Annotated in this window: 15 protein-coding genes, 1 tRNA gene, 1 pseudogene and 1 riboswitch; of the genes and pseudogenes, 11 read left to right on the top strand and 6 right to left on the bottom strand. The window is 72.2% G+C overall.

Annotated elements, in window-relative coordinates; all coding sequences use genetic code 11:
• Positions 1–137: 137 nt before the first annotated feature.
• Positions 138–247: riboswitch (TPP riboswitch) on the top strand.
• The 8 genes from ABIC61_RS18185 (at position 244) to ABIC61_RS18150 (ending at position 8,906) form a co-directional block, all read left to right on the top strand.
• Positions 244–885: an ECF transporter S component gene (locus tag ABIC61_RS18185; protein WP_354031036.1), complete on the top strand. Its 642-nt coding sequence runs from the start codon at positions 244–246 to the stop codon at positions 883–885. Its footprint overlaps the riboswitch before it by 4 nt.
• Positions 882–2,396 carry an ABC transporter ATP-binding protein gene (locus ABIC61_RS18180; RefSeq protein ID WP_354031035.1) on the top strand — a complete coding sequence of 505 codons (1,515 nt, stop codon included), beginning with the start codon at positions 882–884 and terminating at the stop codon, positions 2,394–2,396. Before ABIC61_RS18185 ends, ABIC61_RS18180 begins: the two co-directional genes overlap by 4 nt.
• The gene (locus ABIC61_RS18175) at positions 2,393–3,214 is read left to right on the top strand and encodes an energy-coupling factor transporter transmembrane component T family protein (RefSeq protein WP_502908825.1); all 822 of its coding nucleotides are present in this window, start codon (positions 2,393–2,395) and stop codon (positions 3,212–3,214) included. Before ABIC61_RS18180 ends, ABIC61_RS18175 begins: the two co-directional genes overlap by 4 nt.
• Entirely contained in the window at positions 3,207–3,755 is a 549-nt protein-coding gene (locus tag ABIC61_RS18170) for a nucleoside/nucleotide kinase family protein (RefSeq protein WP_354031034.1), read from the top strand. The genes ABIC61_RS18175 and ABIC61_RS18170 overlap by 8 nt, the downstream gene beginning before the upstream one ends.
• Positions 3,756–3,780: 25 nt before the next feature.
• Positions 3,781–6,567, top strand: coding sequence for a helix-turn-helix transcriptional regulator (locus ABIC61_RS18165; protein ID WP_354031037.1), 2,787 nt, complete (start codon positions 3,781–3,783; stop codon positions 6,565–6,567).
• A gap of 137 nt (positions 6,568–6,704) precedes the next feature.
• Positions 6,705–7,421, top strand: coding sequence for an alpha/beta fold hydrolase (locus ABIC61_RS18160; RefSeq protein ID WP_354031033.1), 717 nt, complete (start codon positions 6,705–6,707; stop codon positions 7,419–7,421).
• Positions 7,422–7,465: 44 nt separating this feature from the next.
• Positions 7,466–8,302 carry an alpha/beta fold hydrolase gene (locus tag ABIC61_RS18155; RefSeq protein ID WP_354031032.1) on the top strand — a complete coding sequence of 279 codons (837 nt, stop codon included), beginning with the start codon at positions 7,466–7,468 and terminating at the stop codon, positions 8,300–8,302.
• 109 nt (positions 8,303–8,411) lie between these two features.
• A complete protein-coding gene (locus ABIC61_RS18150; protein ID WP_144754987.1) occupies positions 8,412–8,906 on the top strand; it encodes a hypothetical protein in 495 nt (164 codons plus the stop codon).
• A gap of 124 nt (positions 8,907–9,030) precedes the next feature.
• Here the strand turns inward: ABIC61_RS18150 and ABIC61_RS18145 are convergent, their stop codons facing one another.
• Positions 9,031–9,438, bottom strand: a complete 408-nt coding sequence (locus tag ABIC61_RS18145; RefSeq protein ID WP_354031031.1) for a hypothetical protein — start codon at positions 9,436–9,438, stop codon at positions 9,031–9,033.
• Between the two features lie 198 nt (positions 9,439–9,636).
• Between ABIC61_RS18145 and ABIC61_RS18140 the strand changes: the two genes are divergently transcribed.
• A complete protein-coding gene (locus tag ABIC61_RS18140) occupies positions 9,637–9,771 on the top strand; it encodes a hypothetical protein (protein WP_260852683.1) in 135 nt (44 codons plus the stop codon).
• 84 nt (positions 9,772–9,855) lie between these two features.
• On the opposite strand, the gene ABIC61_RS18135 is transcribed toward ABIC61_RS18140, so the two are convergent.
• Entirely contained in the window at positions 9,856–11,241 is a 1,386-nt protein-coding gene (locus tag ABIC61_RS18135; protein ID WP_502908824.1) for an MFS transporter, read from the bottom strand.
• An 89-nt stretch (positions 11,242–11,330) separates the two neighbouring features.
• Between ABIC61_RS18135 and ABIC61_RS18130 the strand changes: the two genes are divergently transcribed.
• Positions 11,331–12,752 carry an LLM class flavin-dependent oxidoreductase gene (locus ABIC61_RS18130; protein WP_354031029.1) on the top strand — a complete coding sequence of 474 codons (1,422 nt, stop codon included), beginning with the start codon at positions 11,331–11,333 and terminating at the stop codon, positions 12,750–12,752.
• On the top strand, positions 12,749–14,017 hold the full coding sequence (locus ABIC61_RS18125; RefSeq protein ID WP_354031028.1) for an acyl-CoA dehydrogenase family protein: 1,269 nt from the start codon (positions 12,749–12,751) through the stop codon (positions 14,015–14,017). Before ABIC61_RS18130 ends, ABIC61_RS18125 begins: the two co-directional genes overlap by 4 nt.
• Before the next feature lie 40 nt (positions 14,018–14,057).
• Here the strand turns inward: ABIC61_RS18125 and ABIC61_RS18120 are convergent, their stop codons facing one another.
• The 4 genes and pseudogenes from ABIC61_RS18120 to orn all read right to left on the bottom strand — a co-directional run bounded on the left by ABIC61_RS18120 (position 14,058) and on the right by orn (position 15,853).
• Positions 14,058–14,402, bottom strand: coding sequence for a metallopeptidase family protein (locus ABIC61_RS18120; protein WP_144755489.1), 345 nt, complete (start codon positions 14,400–14,402; stop codon positions 14,058–14,060).
• 112 nt (positions 14,403–14,514) lie between these two features.
• Positions 14,515–14,617 (bottom strand): annotated as a pseudogene (locus ABIC61_RS18650) (DapH/DapD/GlmU-related protein); the annotation flags it as partial.
• A gap of 467 nt (positions 14,618–15,084) precedes the next feature.
• A tRNA-His gene (locus tag ABIC61_RS18110) sits at positions 15,085–15,160 on the bottom strand.
• 66 nt (positions 15,161–15,226) lie between these two features.
• Positions 15,227–15,853, bottom strand: a complete 627-nt coding sequence (gene orn / locus ABIC61_RS18105; protein ID WP_354031026.1) for an oligoribonuclease — start codon at positions 15,851–15,853, stop codon at positions 15,227–15,229.
• Positions 15,854–16,446: the final 593 nt, after the last annotated feature.

The following is a 16,446-nucleotide window of genomic DNA, read 5'->3' as shown; positions in this document are numbered from 1 at the left end:
CGCGCCGCCCCGTGGGGGGGTTGTTCTTAATTTCTGGGCGTTGGCCTTGTGGGGGGGGGGGGGGGCCCCCCCCCCGCGCCTCCAGTCCGATGTGCGGTCGCGATCCGTCATGCGGTCGCGACCGCGTCTAGACTGACGGGACACACACGGGAGTCCGGGATCGCCGGGCTGAGAGGGAGCGAGTGGCGCTCCGACCGTCGAACCTGATCCGGATCATGCCGGCGCAGGGAGGAGTCCAGGACCATGTCCACACGCACGTCACCCGCTGTTCCGTCCACCCCCATCAGGCGCTCGCTGCGCTGGCGGGTCGTCGACATCGTCGTCGCGAGCGTCCTCGCCGTCGCGATCGGTGTCGTGTTCAAGCTCTGGGAGTTCGGCTACGAGCCGATCAGCGCCGTCGCGGCACTGGTGCTGCCGGGCACGCAGGCGCTGTTCGGCGGCGTGTGGCTGCTCGCCGGGCCGGTCGTCGCGATCGTCGTCCGCAAGCCCGGCGCCGCGCTGTACGCCGAGATGGTGGCTGCCTCGGTCGAGGCGCTGCTCGGCACGCAGTGGGGTTGGCTCACGCTCGAGGCCGGCCTCGTGCAGGGCCTCGGCGCCGAGATCGTCCTGGCACTGTTCCTCTACAGGGTCTACCGGCTGCCGGTCGTCGTGCTCGCCGGCGCCGCGGCCGGGCTCGCACTCGGCCTGAACGACACGTTCCTCTGGTACCCGGGCCTCGACGTCGCGTTCAAGGTCGTCTACGTCGTGTCCGCGATCGTGTCCGGCGCGGTGATCGCCGGTGTCGGGTCGTGGCTCCTGGTCCGTGCGCTCGCCGCGACGGGCGTGCTGTCCTCGTTCGCCGCGGGCCGTGAGCACTCCAGGCGCGGGACCCGCGCCGTCGCGTGACCACCGCAGCCGCACGGATCACCTTCTCCGACTGGGGGTGGCGGTACGCGGAACGTGACGCCTGGGCCGTCCGGGGTGTCGACCTGACTGTCGAGCCGGGGGAGCGCGTCGCGATCGTCGGGCCCTCCGGCGCCGGCAAGTCCACGCTGCTCCGGGCCGTCGCCGGTGTGCTGCCCGACGAGCCCGACCCCGACGACGACACCGCCGCGGCCGTCCAGGGCACGGTCCTGGTCGACGGTGCCGAGCCCCGCGCCGTCCGCGGGCGCGTCGGCCTCGTCATGCAGGACCCCGAGGCGCACACGGTGATGTCCCGCATCGGTGACGACGTGGCGTTCGGGTGCGAGAACGCCGGTGTCCCGCGGGACGAGATCTGGCCGCGGGTGCGGTCGGCCCTCGACGTCGTCGGGCTCGACCTGGCGCTCGACCGGTCCACCACGATGCTGTCCGGCGGGCAGCGGCAGCGGCTCGCGCTGGCCGGCGTGCTCGCGATGCGTCCGGGAGCCCTCGTGCTCGACGAACCCTGTGCCAACCTCGACCCCTCCGGCGTCGTCCAGGTGCACGACGCCGTGCGGGCGCTGCTCGACGAGACCGGGTGTTCGTTGCTCGTGGTCGAGCACCGCATCGGCACGTGGCTCGACCTGGTCGACCGGCTCGTGCTGCTCGAACCGGCGGGCGGCGTCGTCGCGGACGGGGCCCCGGCCGAGGTCCTCGCGGCGCACGGTCCGGCCCTCACCGCTGCCGGGGTGTGGGTGCCCGGCTCCGAACCCGCGCGTGGTTCGGCCCGCCGCGGCGCCCGCACGGCCGTGGGCGGCGTGCTGCTCGAGGCGCGCGGCCTCGGGACCGCCCGGGGCAAGCGGCAGCGGGTCGGCACCGGGATCGACCTCGACGTCCGCGCCGGCCGGGTGCTCGCCGTGACCGGTCCGAACGGCATCGGCAAGTCGACCCTCGGCCTCACGCTCGCCGGACTCCTCCGCCCCGCCGACGGCGCGCTCCGAGCCACCCCCGCGCTGGCGGACGGTGCCGGTGACGTCCCCGCGGCGTGGAGCAGCCGGCAGCTCGCCGCCCGGATCGGCACGGTGTTCCAGGACCCCGAGCACCAGTTCGTCGCCCGCACCGTGCGGGAGGAACTCGCCGTCGGCCCCCGGGCGCTCGGTACCGAGGACGTCGACGAGCGGGTCGACGAGCTCCTCGACGCGTTCGGGCTCGCGCACCTCGCGGACGCCAACCCGTTCACGCTGTCCGGTGGGGAGCAGCGGCGGCTGGCGATCGGGACGGTCATCGCCTCCCGGCCGCCCGTCGTCGTGCTCGACGAACCGACCTCGGGGCAGGACCGTGCGACCTGGCAGGCCGTCGTCGACCGGCTCGGCGAACTCGCCGACACCGGCACCGCGATCGTGGCGGTGACGCACGACCAGGACCTCGTGCGCGCACTCGACGCCGACGAGGTCGTGCTCGGGGCAGCGGGTGCGCGACCCGTCCTGCGCGACCCGGCCACGGGGGTGCGACGGTGACCGCCCCGGGGACGTCGGCCGGTCTGCCCGGGCGATCCGTGCCTCCAGGCGGGGCCGACGGAACCACGCGCGCACGCGGGGTCCGCGGTGTCCAGCCGGTGGCGTCGCTGCTGGGCGTCCTCGCGCTCGGCGTGTGCCTCGTGTTGAGTCTCGACGTCGTGTCCGCGGCCGTCGCGCTCGTGCTCGAACTCCTGCTCCTGCCGCTCCTGCGGATCCCGCCGCGCACCCTGTTGCTGCGGACGTCACCGGTGCTGGTCGCCGTGCCGCTGACCGCGCTGAGCATCGCGCTGTACGGGCGGCCCTCGGGGCGTTCCTGGTTCGACCTCGGGTTCGCGCACGTCACCGATGGATCGCTCGAACTCGCGCTCGCCACGGCGCTGCGCGTCCTGGCGGTCGGGCTGCCCGCGGTGGCGTTGTTCGTCCGCGTCGACCCGACGGACCTCGCAGACGGGCTCGCACAGCTGCTGCGGCTGCCGGCCCGGTTCGTGCTCGGTGCGCTCGCGGCCATCCGGATGACGACGCTCCTGGGGGACGACTGGCGACAGCTCGGCATGGCCAGGCGTGCGCGTGGTGTCGCCGACACCGGGCGGCTGCGGCGCGGGGCGTCGATGGCGTTCGCGCTGCTCGTGCTGGCGCTCCGGCGCGCGACGACCTTGGCGGTGGCGATGGAGTCACGCGGCTTCGGTGCTCCTGGTCGGCGGACGTGGGCGCGGACCGCTCGGTTCGCGGGGCCGGAGTGGGCGATGATCGTTGTGCTCGTCGGCATCGGGGTCGTGTCGATCGCGGTCGCCGTGGGTGCGGGGACGTGGCGTGTCTGAGGTGTCGGCGCGGCCGGCCGCCGACCGGGTCGCCGGGCTCGCCGCCGCGGCGGCGGGGGCCGCGACGGCCTCGGGTGCGCGGCTCGTGGTGCTCGTCGACGGGCGGTCCGGAACCGGCAAGACCACGCTGGGGGACTCCCTCGCGCACCGGCTCGGTGCGCAGATCGTCCACCTCGACGACGTCTACCCCGGGTGGGACGGGCTGCAGGCCGCCGCGCAGGCGGTGGTGACGGACGTCCTGGGGCAGCCGTCGGGCTACCGGCGCTGGGACTGGGCGGCCTCGCGACCGGCCGAGTGGACAGCCGTGGACCCGGCACGGCCGATCGTCGTCGAAGGATGCGGTGCGCTCTCCCGGGCATCCGCGCCGCTCGCGGCGCTGCGGGTGTGGCTCGAGGCCGACGACGACACCCGGTGGGCGCGCGCGATCGGGCGCGACGGCGAGTCCTTCGCGCGCGAGTGGGACCGGTGGGCTGCGCAGGAGGCGGTGTTCATCGCGGCGGAGCGGCCGGCGGAGCTCGCGGACGTGGTGCTGCGGACCTGAGCGCTGCCATACTGGCGACGTGACGATGGCGCAGCCCGTCATCGGGCGTGAGCGGGAGACCGCGGTCCTCCGGGATGCGCTCCGTGCCGTGGCGAGCGGTGGCTCTGCGTTCGTGGTCGACGGCGAAGCCGGCATCGGCAAGTCGTCACTGGTCGCCGACGCGATCGCGTCCGCGGACACCCTGGGCGTGCGGACGATCACGACCACCGGCACCCTGGCCGAGTCGGCCGAGCCGTACGCCGCGCTCCACATGCTCCTGTACCCGTTGCGCGGCGGCATCGCCGACCTGCCGGGACCGCAGCGACGCGCGTTGGACGTGGCGTTCGGGGTCGTGAACGGTGTCCAGCCCTCGCCGCTCCTCGCCGGACTCGCGGCACTCACACTGCTCTCCGACGCGGCCGCCGAACGCCCGCTCCTGGTCGTCGTCGAGGACCTGCACTGGATCGATGCGCCCTCCGAGTGGGCGCTCCGGATGATGGCCCGCCGTGTCGGTGAGGACCCGGTCGTCATGGTCATGACGACCAGGAACACCGACCTGACGGAGACCCTTGGCCTCCGGCGCCTGCACCTCGCCCCGCTCGACGACTCGGCGGCCGGTGCGCTGCTCGACCGGATCCCCGGATCGCCCAGGGGGCAGGCTCGACGCGACCTCGTGCTCCGCGCCGAGGGCAACCCCCTGGCGCTGTACGAACTCGGTCGGTCGGCATCGGCGGACAGAGCCCGCGAGCGCCCCGTCGTGGGGAGGGTCGAGCAGGAGTTCGCCGCTCGGTACGCCGAACTGGACCAGTCCGTCCGGTTGGCGATCCTCGCGGTGGCGTTGTCCGGGGGCAGCAGTGCCGAGGAAGCGGCGCGGGTGGCCGCTCGGGCCATCGGCAGGTTCCCGGCGCCGACGTGGACGGAGCAGGCGTCGGCGTCCTCGCTCCTCGAGTGGGTCGCTCCTCGTGCGATCCGGTTCCGGCACCCGCTCGTGCAGTCGGCGGTCCTGGCGACGGCGCCGGCGTCCGCGCGCACCGCGGTCCTGCGGTCGCTCGTGCTCGAGCACGAGGACGATCCGGCGCGGACCGTCTGGTGGCGTGCCGAGCTCGCCGCCGGTCCCGATGATCCCCTCGCCGACGAGATCGCCGCGCTCGGCGGGGAACGGACGGCGATGTCCGACCCGTTCGCCGCGAGCCGGGCGTACGAGCGGGCGGCCGAACTGACGTCGGACGTGGCCCGGCGCGTCGAGCGGCGCATCGTCGCGGCCGAGCTCGCCGGACTGTCCGGCAGGATCTCGGACGCGTCGATCCTCGTGCAGCGAGCACGCGACGAGGCGCCCGACCGGCTGCTCGCGGCGCGTGCGGCGTGGGTCGCCGAGACGCTGCCCACCGGCAGGACGGGGCTCGCCGTGGGCGACCTCGGGCCGGCGCTGCACGCGGTCTCCGAGATGCAGGCGGCCGGCGGGGTCGAACACGCCAGCGCTGCGCTGCTGTACCTCGCTGCGATCGCCTGGGACCACACCGCAGAGGCGAACCCCGGGGACCCGATGCTCGTCGTCATCGACGCCCTCGCGCTCCCCGACGACGATCCGCGGGCGATCCTGCTGGCCGCCCGGACCGAACCGGTGGCACGCGGGGACCGCGTGCTGGAGCTCGCGCTCGCGGCGGCTCCGGCGGCCACGGACGAGGACTCCGCCTGGCTCCTCGGGTACGCGCTCAACCTCGTGGGCGAGATCGACACCGCCCGTGTCCTGCTCGACCGCGCGCTCGCGAGCATGCGGGCGCGTGGCGAGCTGCGGACGTTCCCGCAGGCGCTCATGGGCACCTCGATGACGACGTACCTCGCCGGGGACGTCGCGAGGGCCCGTGTCCTCGCGGAGCAGGCCGCATCGCTCGGTGGTGACCTGGGAGACGCCGGGTTCTCAGCCGCGGCACGGTGCGCGCTCGCCTGGTTCGACGCCCTCGAGGGAGCGGAACCGGACGTCGAGCGGATCGCCGGCGGGACCGCTGCCGGGGCCCAGGTCCTCCGCTCCAGTGCGATGCGCGCGACGCTCCTCGGCGCCGCCGGGGCAGCGTTCCTCGTCTCTGGTCGCGCGACGGACGCCCTCGAACGCCTCCGGTGCCTCTTCGACGCCGACCACGACGCCTTCAACCCGTCGTTCGCCGTCATGACCTCCCACGACTACGTCGACGCCGCGTTGGAGTCGGGCAACCGTGCGGACGCCGAGCAGCGGTTGGCGGACCTCGAGCAGCTCCACGCGCGCTGGCACGCGCCCATGGTCCGCACGGCGATCGACTACGCCCGGCTCGCACTCGCCCCCGATGACGAACTCGAGGCCGCGTGGGCGACCCTGCAGCACGAGCGCTGGCCGATGCCGTACCTGCGGGCCCGTGCGCTCCTCCGGCTGGGCGGCCGTCTGCGTCGTGCGGGCCGGAACGACACCGCCCGAGCCGTGCTGCACGCCGCCCTGGACGGGTTCGAGGCGATGCCCGCACCGGCGTGGGCAGACCGTGCGCGTGGCGCCATCCGGGCCACCGGCGAGCGGCTGCCGGCGTCCGGACGCCGCAGCGTCGAGCTCCTCACCCCGCAGGAGCTCCGCGTCTGCGAGCTCGCCGCCCGGGGGATGAGCAACCGGGCCATCGGCGAGCACCTGTTCGTGTCGCCGAGGACGGTGGGCGCCCACCTGTACGCGGCGTTCCAGAAGCTCGGGATCTCGACGAGGCAGCAGTTGCCGACGGTCCTGGTGACGCCGAACGCGGTGCCGGCCACGCCGTCCGCCGCGCTGCCGTCCCCGCCACCGGTCGACCCGTCCGCCGAGCCGTCGGTCGGTGACTAGGTCACGCTCTGGGAGATCTCGGTCATCGTGACCGATGTGCCCCGCCGGCCCCGGCCCTAGCGTCACGGACGGGAGCCCACGCTCCCGCCACCGACACAGGTCCACGGCACCGGCCGCGGACCGGGAAGCGACGCACCGTGCCCGGATCACCCACCATCGTCCTCGTCCACGGAGCCTTCGCCGACGCCGCCAGCTGGGCGCCCGTCACGGAGCTGCTCCTCGACCACGGCTTCGACGTCCTCGTCCCGCCCGTGTTCAACCGCAGCCTGTCCGGCGACGCGGCCTACATCAAGTCCTTCGTCGAGCAGATCGACGGACCGGTCCTGCTCGCCGGGCACTCCTACGGGGGCGCGATCCTCACCGTCGCGGGCGTCGCGGAGAACGTCGTGGGTCTCGTCTTCGTCGCCGCCTACGCACTCGAGGAGGGCGAGAGCCTCGGCGCCCTCCAGGGCGGCTTCCCCGACAGCGACCTCGCCGCGAACCTCGTCTACGCGCCGTATCCCGTCGAGGGTGCCGAGCCCGGCACCGACGTCTCCGTGGCCATCGACGCCTTCCCGGCGGTCTTCGCGGGCGGCCTCGACCTCGAGAAGGCCAAGGTCCTCGCCGTGTCGCAGCGCCCGCTGTCCGCGGTCGCGTTCGGTGAACCCGCGTCCATCGCGGCGTGGAAGACCAAGCCGTCCTGGGGCATCGTCTCCAGCGCGGACCACACCATCAACCCGGACGTCGAGCGGTTCGGCTACCAGCGCGCCGGCGTCCGCAAGGTGATCGAGATCGACGGACCGCACCTGGTGATGCAGACGCACCCCACCGAGGTCGCGGCGTTCATCACCGACGCCGTCGCCGAACTCGGCTGACCACCCATCGACACCACGACCGCAGAACACGCACAGGAGCAACCATGGGTTACGTGACCACCGACGACGGTGCAGAGATCTACTTCAAGGACTGGGGCAGCGCCGACGCGCAGCCCATCGTCTTCCACCACGGCTGGCCGCTGTCCTCCGACGACTGGGACGCGCAGATGCTGTACTTCCTGGCCGAGGGCTTCCGGGTCATCGCGACCGACCGACGCGGGCACGGCCGCTCGTCGCAGATCGGCACCGGTCACGACATGGACCACTACGCGAGCGACGTGTCCGCAGTCGTCGAGCACCTCGACCTGCACGACGCCGTCCACATCGGCCACTCGACCGGTGGCGGCCAGGTCGCCCGCTACGTCGCGAAGTACGGCCAGCCGCAGGGCCGGGTCGCCAAGGCAGTCCTGGTGTCCGCCGTGCCGCCGCTGATGGTGAGAACGGAGGCGAACCCCGAGGGCACCGACATCTCGGTCTTCGACGGGTTCCGCCAGGCGCTGGCCGCCAACCGGGCCGAGTTCTTCCAGGCCGTTGCCTCCGGCCCGTTCTACGGCTTCAACCGTGACGGCGTGACGCCGTCGGAGCTGGTCATCGCGAACTGGTGGCGGCAGGGCATGACGGGCAGTGCCCTGGCCCACCACGAGGGCATCAAGGCCTTCTCGGAGACGGACCAGACCGAGGACCTGCGAGCCATCACCGTGCCCGTCCTCGTCCTGCAGGGTGACGATGACCAGGTCGTGCCGTACCGGGACGCGGCCCTGAAGCAGTCCGAACTGCTCAGCGACTCCACGCTCAAGATCTACGAGGGGTACCCGCACGGCATGCTGACCACGCACGCCGACGTCATCAATCCCGACATCCTCGCGTTCATCCGCAGCTGACCGCTGATGTGCGTGCCGGGGTGCGGCCAGGCGTGGCCGCGCCCCGGTGCGCCGTCCCGGGTGCGAGTGCGGGAGCGGTGGCCGTTGCGGTTGCGGTTGGATGGTCCACGTGAGCAAGCAACTGCCTGCCCGGATCCTCCGGGCTCCGCGTCGATTGCGCCTGGCGATGCAGGTCGGGTCCGCCATCGCCGTCGCGGTGGCCGTCACGCTGCCGCTCGCACAACGGAGCGCCTGGCCGGTCAGTGCAGCACTGCTGGTGGCAGCGTCGCTCGTGCTGTCCCGTGGGGTGCGTGCCCGGGTCGAGCTGCGGGGCGACGAGCTGGTGGTGCGGGACTACACGTTCTCGACGCGGATCGCCCGTGACCGCATCCTGATGGTGCACCGGTTCCCGTCGATCGACTGGCGGGGCGCGGACGGGATCCCTCGCGAGACCCTGGTCAACGCGTTCAACCCGCAGCGGCTGGACTCCTTGGGCCCGACCGATGCGGAGCTCGACCAGATCCGCGAAGTGCTCGAGCGCTGGCTGACGGGCGCCGACGCGCACCACGATGCGACGCGAGGGATCACCGGCGCGGGGGAGCGACCAGCCGGGACCGTCACCTGACACCCACGGTCGACGCTGACGTCCGGGCCGCGTACGACGCATTCCTGCTCGGAGCACCCCTGCCGGGGAGAGAACGCGGCTGATCCTCACCAGCGGCTCGACGATCTTCCGGGCGATGCAGTGCTCAGCGCCCCGGAATCACCTCGAGACGACGGAGGTGCTGTGCGACCTCGACACGACTCGAGAAGCCGATCCGGTCGAGAGCGCCCACTGCGACGACCTTGGGCCACTCTTCGCCGTCGAACAGGACGTACCGGAGCCCCGAGGGCAGGTCCGGCCCGTGGTCGTCCGTGACGACAACGCCCTGCAGCCCCACGAGGTGTCCGGAGCCGCTCGCGTAGTGCACCCGGTCACCGACGACGGGCAGGATGACGGTGTCCGCCTCCGGTTCGTCGGTGTCGCGTTCGATCACCGAGGGCGCGGCCATCGCGAGTGCCACCCCACCCCAGGTGACGGCGGAGATCCGTGTTGCCCCCGTTCCGTCCCACGCAGTGCGCAAGGTTCGGAGCCGTCGTACGTCGTGCTCGATCATCGGGTCGCCTTCGGGTCGGCTTCTCGCAGCCTCGGGTCAGGCTGTTCCCCGGACCGTACTGCCGTTCGGGCGTGGGTTGCGAGAGTTCCTCGATGACTTTGCGGGAAGCAGCAACGCTACGGCGACACCGCTGCCGGGGGAGCCTGTTCTCCGGGCGGTGAGCTGTTCCGGCGCTGGCCGACCCGTTACCGTGAGCGCATGAGCGACCAGCAGCAGCGGCGGAACCCCTGGTGGGCGGTTGCCCTCGTGTTCGTGTTCGGCGGGTTCCTGTCCCTCGTCGCCGGCAGGATGCTGCCGTGGCAGGACCAGGATCGCCGGGATCCCGACTACTGACCCGGGCGCCCGAGTCTCGCGCGCACTGCCCCGAGTCTCGCGTGAGCTGACAGTTCTCGGGCCCCGGAGCGCGAGAACTGTCGCTCAGCCCGAGACTCGCCCAGCCGCGCTAGCGCCGGCCCGCTCCGCCCGCCGCGCCGCAGCCACCGGATCCACCGCGAACACCGCCGCCGCGATCGAGAGCACCGCGTACACCCCGAGGTACCCGCACAGGATCCACGGCGAACCCCCACCGAGCTCGACGAACACGGCGGCCAGCAACGGCGTCAGCCCGACGGAGAAGATCGACCCGATCTGGTACCCGAGCGACATCCCCGAGTAGCGCCGACCGGTCGGGAACTGCTCGGCGAACCAGGCGGCCTGCGGCCCGTAGATGCTGTCGTGGAACACGCACATCCCGATCAGGGCCACGAGCGGCAGGAGTACGAGCGGCCCCGCGTCGAGGAATGCGAAGAACGGCCAGATGAGCACGGCGATCCCCACCGCCGACCATATCGTCAGGACACGCCGGCCGACCCTGTCGGACAGCCACCCCCAGAACGGCGTCGACACGAGCGACACCGCGGAGATGACGAGCACGGCCTGGAGCCCGGCGGCCGACCCTTCCTCGCCGCGTTTCGCCAACAGGTACGTCAGCGAGTACGTCGTCAGGATCGAGTAGAGCGCGGGCTGCACGAGCCGCAGCCCGGCGGTGACCAGGATCGACCGCGGGTGCTTCCGGATCGCCTGCCAGACCGGGAACCGCTCGATGTTCCCGGAAGCGCGCAGCTCCTGGAAGACGGGCGCGTCCTGCACACCGAGTCGGATCACGAGCCCGACGGCGACGATCACGGCGGAGAACAGGAACGGCAGCCGCCAGCCCCAGGCCAGGAACACCTCGTTGCCGAGCAGCGTCCGCACGAGCGTGAAGACACCGGTCGCGAGCAGCATCCCGCCCGCCGACCCCATCTGTGTGAACGCCCCGAACAGGCCGCGGTGTCGCTCCGGCGCGTGCTCGACGGACAGCAGCGCCGACCCGCCCCACTCCGCCCCTGCGGCGACGCCCTGCAGCAGCCGCAGGAACACGAGTGCGACGACCGCGCCGACGCCGATGGTCGCCGCAGAGGGCACGACACCGATCAGCGTCGACGCGATCCCCATCAGCACGAGCGACGCGACGAGCAGCTTCTTCCGCCCGATCCGGTCACCCAGGTGACCGGCGATGATCCCGCCGAGCGGCCGGGCGACGAACCCGACGCCGTAGGTCGCGAACGACGCGATCACGCCGACGGCCGGCGTCACGGTCGGGAAGAAGGTGGGCGCGAAGACGAGCGCGGACGCGGTCGCGTACAGGTAGAAGTCGTAGTACTCGACGGTCGTGCCGACGAAGGACGCCAGGGCGACACGACGGCGGGTCGCGTTGGTGGACGGTGCGGTGGAACGGACTGGAGGCGCGGCTGCGGTTGTCGGGTTCGGCACCCTCAGGAGCATGGTCGGGTCCCGCAGTGCGTGGAACACCCGGCGTAACGCGAGGTCACGTCATGGCCTCCGGTGACGCCGCGACGGGGAACATGGAACGCATGAGCGATGCACCGAACCGCCCGCTGCGCTTCGCGGCCTTCGTCATGAACACGACGTCGCACATCCAGCACGGGCTGTGGCGCCACCCGGACGCCCGCCAGACGGACTTCGACGACGTGACGCTGTGGACCGACCTCGCGAAGACCCTCGAGCGCGGGAAGTTCGACGCGATGTTCTTCGCGGACGTCGTCGGCACGTACGGCCCGGCGCGCGGCGACTACTCGACGAACCTCCGCGAGGGACTGCAGATCCCCTCAAACGACCCGTCGGTGCTGCTCTCCGCGCTCGCCGTGTCGACGGAGCACCTCGGGCTCGCGTTCACCTCGAGCGTCATCCAGTCGCACCCGTTCGACTTCGCCCGCAAGGTCTCCACGCTCGACCACATCACCCGGGGCCGGATCGGCTGGAACGTCGTCACGAGTGCGCTCGACAGCGCCGCCCGGAACTTCGGGCAGGACCGCCTCGAGGAACACGACGAACGCTACGTCTGGGCCGAGGAGTACCTCGAGGTCTGTGCGAAGCTCTGGGAGGGTTCCTGGGAGGACGGCGCCGTGCTGAAGGACCCGGTGCTCGGGTACGCGGACCCGTCGAAGGTGCACCGCATCGACCACCACGGGAAGCGCTACGACGTGCAGGGCCCTCACCTGTCCGCGCCGTCACCACAGCGGACGCCCGTGCTCTTCCAGGCGGGGTCCTCGCCGGCCGGGCGGGCCTTCGCCGCGCGGAACGCCGAGGCCCAGTTCATCCTCACCTCGAACCGGGACGCCACCGAGCAGCTCATCCGCGAGACCCGCGACCTCGCCCAGGCAGCCGGGCGCCGGCGGGAGGACATCGCCTTCTTCCTCGGGCTCACCTTCATCACCGGGTCCACCGAAGCCGAGGCGAAGGCCAAGGAAGCCGAGATCGACGAGTACCTCGCGGCCGACGGATTCCTGGTGCACTCGAACCTCGGCTTCGACCCGGACACCGGCGAAGCACTCGACCCGGACACCCCGCTGTCCGAGGTCCGCACCCACGCCGGACAGTCGCACCTGCAGTGGCTCCGCGAGGCCGCCGGGGACCGCGAACCCACGATCGCCGACCTCGCCCGCCTGTCGGCCAAGCTCCGCGCCCGGGTGGTCGGGACGCCCGAGCAGATCGCCGACGAACTCGCCGACTGGCAGCGCGCCGGCGTCGACGGGGTGAACGTCATCAACTGGACGCTCCCCGGGTCCTACGAGGAGTTCGTCGACCACATCGCGCCGACCCTGCAGGATCGCGGGCTGATGCAGTCCGAGTACCGCGAGGGGACCCTGCGCGAGAAGCTCTTCGGGCACGCGCAGCTGCCGGACTCCCACCCGGCAAGGCGCTGGCGCCGCGCGTTCACGGGCGGCGCGAGCGGCGTCGCGGAGGCCGCACGTGCCGTGGAGGTGACCGCATGACGGCGGCGACCTCGACCGACGGGCGCGGGACGGGCCTCCCGGCCGACCGCCTGGTCACCCTGCGGGCGCGATTCGCACCCGTGTTCGCGACCATCCGCGACGGCGCGGTCGAGCGTGAGCTCGCCTCTGGAACCCCTGGTGACCGGCCGATGCCGCACGACGAGGTCCGCGCGCTCGCCGACGCCGGGTTCGGGCGGCTGCGCGTGCCGGAGGACCGCGGTGGCTTCGGCGTGACCCTGGTCGAACTCGCGCACCTCGTGGCCGACCTGGCGGCCGCTGACTCGAACATCGCGCACCTGTGGCGCGGGCACTTCGGCTACACCGAGCTGGTGCTCCTCCGACCCGACTCCGCGTCGCGCGACGAGTGGCTGCAGCGGATCGTCGACGGAGCGATCGTCGGGAACGCGACCTCGGAGCGGACCGGGACGACGCTGGCGGACATCTCGACGACGGTGACGCCTGCCGGTCCCGGGTCGCTCCGACTGGACGGACGGAAGTTCTACTCGACGGGCACGCTCTACGCCGACTGGATCTACCTGGCCGCGGACCGCTCCGGCGACCGCGTCACGTTCGCCGTGCCGGTCGACGCGCCCGGCGTGACGAGCGTCGACGACTGGGACGGCTTCGGGCAGCGGCTCACGGCGTCGGGGACGACGGTCTTCTCGGGCGTGAGCATCGATCCTTCCGTGGTGTCGGCCTACAAAGACGCACCGTTGTCGCACATCCAGGCCTTCTACCAGCTGTACCTGCTGGCCGTGCTCGCGGGGATCGGGCAGGCGGTCGTCGACGATGCCGTGGCGTTCGTGCGACCGCGGACCCGGACGTACATCCACGCGAACGCCGCCCGGCCGGGGGACGATCCGCAGGTGCTCGCGGTCCTCGGGCGGCTCTCCGCCGGGGCGTTCACCGCCCGCTCGCTCGTCGTCGCCGCGGCGGGACTGCTCGACGAGGTCGTCGCGACGAACGTGCCCGGGTCCGGGGTCGACCACGCGCTGCTCGACGCAGCCGAGAACGCCGTGTACCAGGCGCAGGTCGAGATCGGGCCGCGGGTGCTCCGATCGTGCTCCGAGATGTTCGAGGTCGGCGGCGCCTCTGCCGCCGATCGCACCCGGGCGCTCGACCGGCACTGGCGGAACGCGCGGGTCGTGGCGTCGCACAACCCGGCGGTCTACAAGGAGCGGCTCGTGGGGGAGTACGTGCTGCACGGGCGGGGGCCGGTGGACGCGTGGGAGAAGTACCACGAGGTGGGGCCGACGCGGTTCTGAGCCGCGGCGGCGGGCGTTGCTCGGTGGCGACGACCGCTGGTCACGCCCAGCCGAGTTCGTGCAGGCGCTCGTCGTCGATGCCGTAGAAGTGCCCGATCTCGTGCACGAGCGTGGTGTGCACCTCGTCCTTGAGCTCCTCCACGGTGTCGCATTCGGCGAGGTGCTGCTTCCGGAACACCACGATCCGGTCCGGGAGCTCGCCGAAGCCGTACTGCCCGCGTTCGGTCGCGGCGATGCCGTCGTACACGCCGAACAGGTCGGACCCGTCCTCCGGTTCGTCCTCGACCACGAACACCACGTTGTCGAGCCCGTCGACCATCTCGTCGGGGAGCAGGTCGAGCTCGTCGGTCACGAGCTGCTCGAAGTCGTCGAGCGACATCTCCATCACGCGAGGATCGTCCCACACCGCGCAGGGAGGGTCCTTCACGGCGTCGGGCCGAGCTCGCGGACCGGCCTGGCGGGGACGCCCACGTAGACGGTGTGGGGGCGACAGTCGCGTGAGACGACGGCGCCCGCTCCGATGATGCACCCGTCGCCGATGCGCACGCCGGGGAGGATGGTCACGTTTGCTCCCACCCACACCCCGCGACCGATCACGACACGGCTGCTGGTGCCGCGACCCCAGCGCTTCGCCGCTGGTCCGACCTCGTGCGTCGCAGTGATGATCAGCGTGCCGGGACCGAGTCCGGAGTTCTCCCCCATGTGCAGTCCGCCGCTGTGGTTCACCACGACGCCGCGGTTGAGGGTGACCCCACGTTCGAAAGTCACCCGACCGCTCCCGAACCACTCGACGCCCTGGTAGATCGTGCTGCGACGCAGACGCAGACCCGCCATCCGAAGGAACGCGAAGCGAACCTGGTTCGGGATCAGACGTGACGCGCAGATCGAGTTGACCCAGTGATCGCGGAGGAGACGGGGCCACATCTTGCCAATCACGGTGAACACGACGGAAGTCAACCACCCCGACGTGGCAGATGTGGAATTTCACACATGTCGTATGCACGTGCTGCTGACGAAGATGGCCCCGATCCATCGGACCGGGGCCATCGGCTGATCTGCATCAGCACTGGGGTGAATAACGGGTCTCGAACCCGCGACCTCCTAGACCACAACCAGGCGCTCTACCAACTGAGCTATATCCACCATGTTCGGACCGGCTGACCGGCGCGACCACTCAATAGTAGTACATGCCGGAGCCGGGTCGGACCACTACTGCGCGAGGCGCGGGGCCCACTTCTCGACGACCTCGGCCTGGACGGCTCGGACGTCGTCGGTGCTCGGGCCGGGCTCGGCGACGAACCCCGCGCGGCGGTAGTACTCGAGCTCACGGATCGACTCGAGGATGTCCGCGAGGGCCCGGTGCCCGCCGTGCTTCTCCGGGGCGTTGAAGTACACCCGCGGGAACCAGCGACGGCAGAGCTCCTTGATGCTCGACACGTCGACGCTGCGGTAGTGCAGGTGTCCGTCGACGCGGGGCATGTACTTCGACAGGAACGCCCGGTCGGTACCGATCGTGTTGCCCGCGAGGGGAGCGGTGCCCTCGGCCGGGACGTGCTGGAGGATGTACTCCAGCACCTGGTACTCGGCATCCGCCAGGCTCACCCCGTTCGGGATCTCCTCGATGAGGCCCGAGGTCGTGTGCATGTTCGTCACGAACTCGTTCATGTTGTCGAGCGCTGACTGATCGGGCTTGATCACGATGTCGAACCCGGGGTGCACGGGGACGAGGTCGAAGTCGGTGATGACCACGGCCACCTCGACGAGTTCGTCGACCTCGAGGTCGAGGCCCGTCATCTCGCAGTCGATCCAGACGAGGCGGTCGTTCGCAGTTGCCATGGTGTCGATCCTATTCCGCGTCGTGGTCGGCTCCGTCGCGGGCAGGTGCTGCTGCGGTGGCCGGGGCAGGGGCGGCCGCGCGCGAGCGGGCGAAACACGCACCGTTCGGGCCTCTGCCGTGCCGCATTTCACCCGCTCGCGCGCTGGTCCGGTCCGCCAGGCGGCGAGCGGGCGGGATGTGCGGGCTCCGCTCGACCGCGGGGCCGCATTGCACCCGCTCGCGCGCTGGGCCTCGGCCCGGACCCGGCGAGCGGGCGGAATGCGTGTGATCCGCGCGACCAACGGGCCGCATTTCACCCGTTCGGCAGCGCCTGCCCCGAGCACGCCAGCGGGCGAATCATGCGGGATCCGCACGATCGCCGTGCCGCATTTCGCCCGTTCGGCAGCGTGGCAGCCCGGGAGCCCGCGAGCGGGCGGATTCCGTCCCGTCCAACGGGGGCAGCGGATCGGTTCCGCCCGCTCGCGGTGGGTGGGCTGCCGTGGTCGTGACCGCCTGGAGGCGGGGGGGGGGGGGGGGGCGCGGGGCCCCCCCCCCCCCCCCCCCCCCCCCCCACCCCCCCCCCCCCCCGCCCCGGGGGGGGGGGGGGGGGCCG

It is taken from the genome of Curtobacterium sp. 1544 (assembly GCF_040544915.1).
GTDB lineage: Bacteria > Actinomycetota > Actinomycetes > Actinomycetales > Microbacteriaceae > Curtobacterium > Curtobacterium pusillum_C.
The sequence above is the reverse complement of the archived record's forward strand: the minus strand, read 5'-3'. Positions and strand labels throughout refer to the sequence as shown.

Coding starts and splice junctions, on each gene's coding strand:
- ABIC61_RS18185 (WP_354031036.1), top strand. CDS start 244: ATGTCCACACGCACGTCACCCGCTGTTCCGTCCACCCCCATCAGGCGC.
- ABIC61_RS18165 (WP_354031037.1), top strand. CDS start 3,781: ATGGCGCAGCCCGTCATCGGGCGTGAGCGGGAGACCGCGGTCCTCCGG.
- ABIC61_RS18155 (WP_354031032.1), top strand. CDS start 7,466: ATGGGTTACGTGACCACCGACGACGGTGCAGAGATCTACTTCAAGGAC.
- ABIC61_RS18145 (WP_354031031.1), bottom strand. CDS start 9,438: ATGATCGAGCACGACGTACGACGGCTCCGAACCTTGCGCACTGCGTGG.
- ABIC61_RS18140 (WP_260852683.1), top strand. CDS start 9,637: ATGAGCGACCAGCAGCAGCGGCGGAACCCCTGGTGGGCGGTTGCCCTC.
- ABIC61_RS18135 (WP_502908824.1), bottom strand. CDS start 11,241: ATGCTCCTGAGGGTGCCGAACCCGACAACCGCAGCCGCGCCTCCAGTC.
- ABIC61_RS18130 (WP_354031029.1), top strand. CDS start 11,331: ATGAGCGATGCACCGAACCGCCCGCTGCGCTTCGCGGCCTTCGTCATG.
- ABIC61_RS18125 (WP_354031028.1), top strand. CDS start 12,749: ATGACGGCGGCGACCTCGACCGACGGGCGCGGGACGGGCCTCCCGGCC.
- ABIC61_RS18120 (WP_144755489.1), bottom strand. CDS start 14,402: ATGGAGATGTCGCTCGACGACTTCGAGCAGCTCGTGACCGACGAGCTC.
- orn (WP_354031026.1), bottom strand. CDS start 15,853: ATGGCAACTGCGAACGACCGCCTCGTCTGGATCGACTGCGAGATGACG.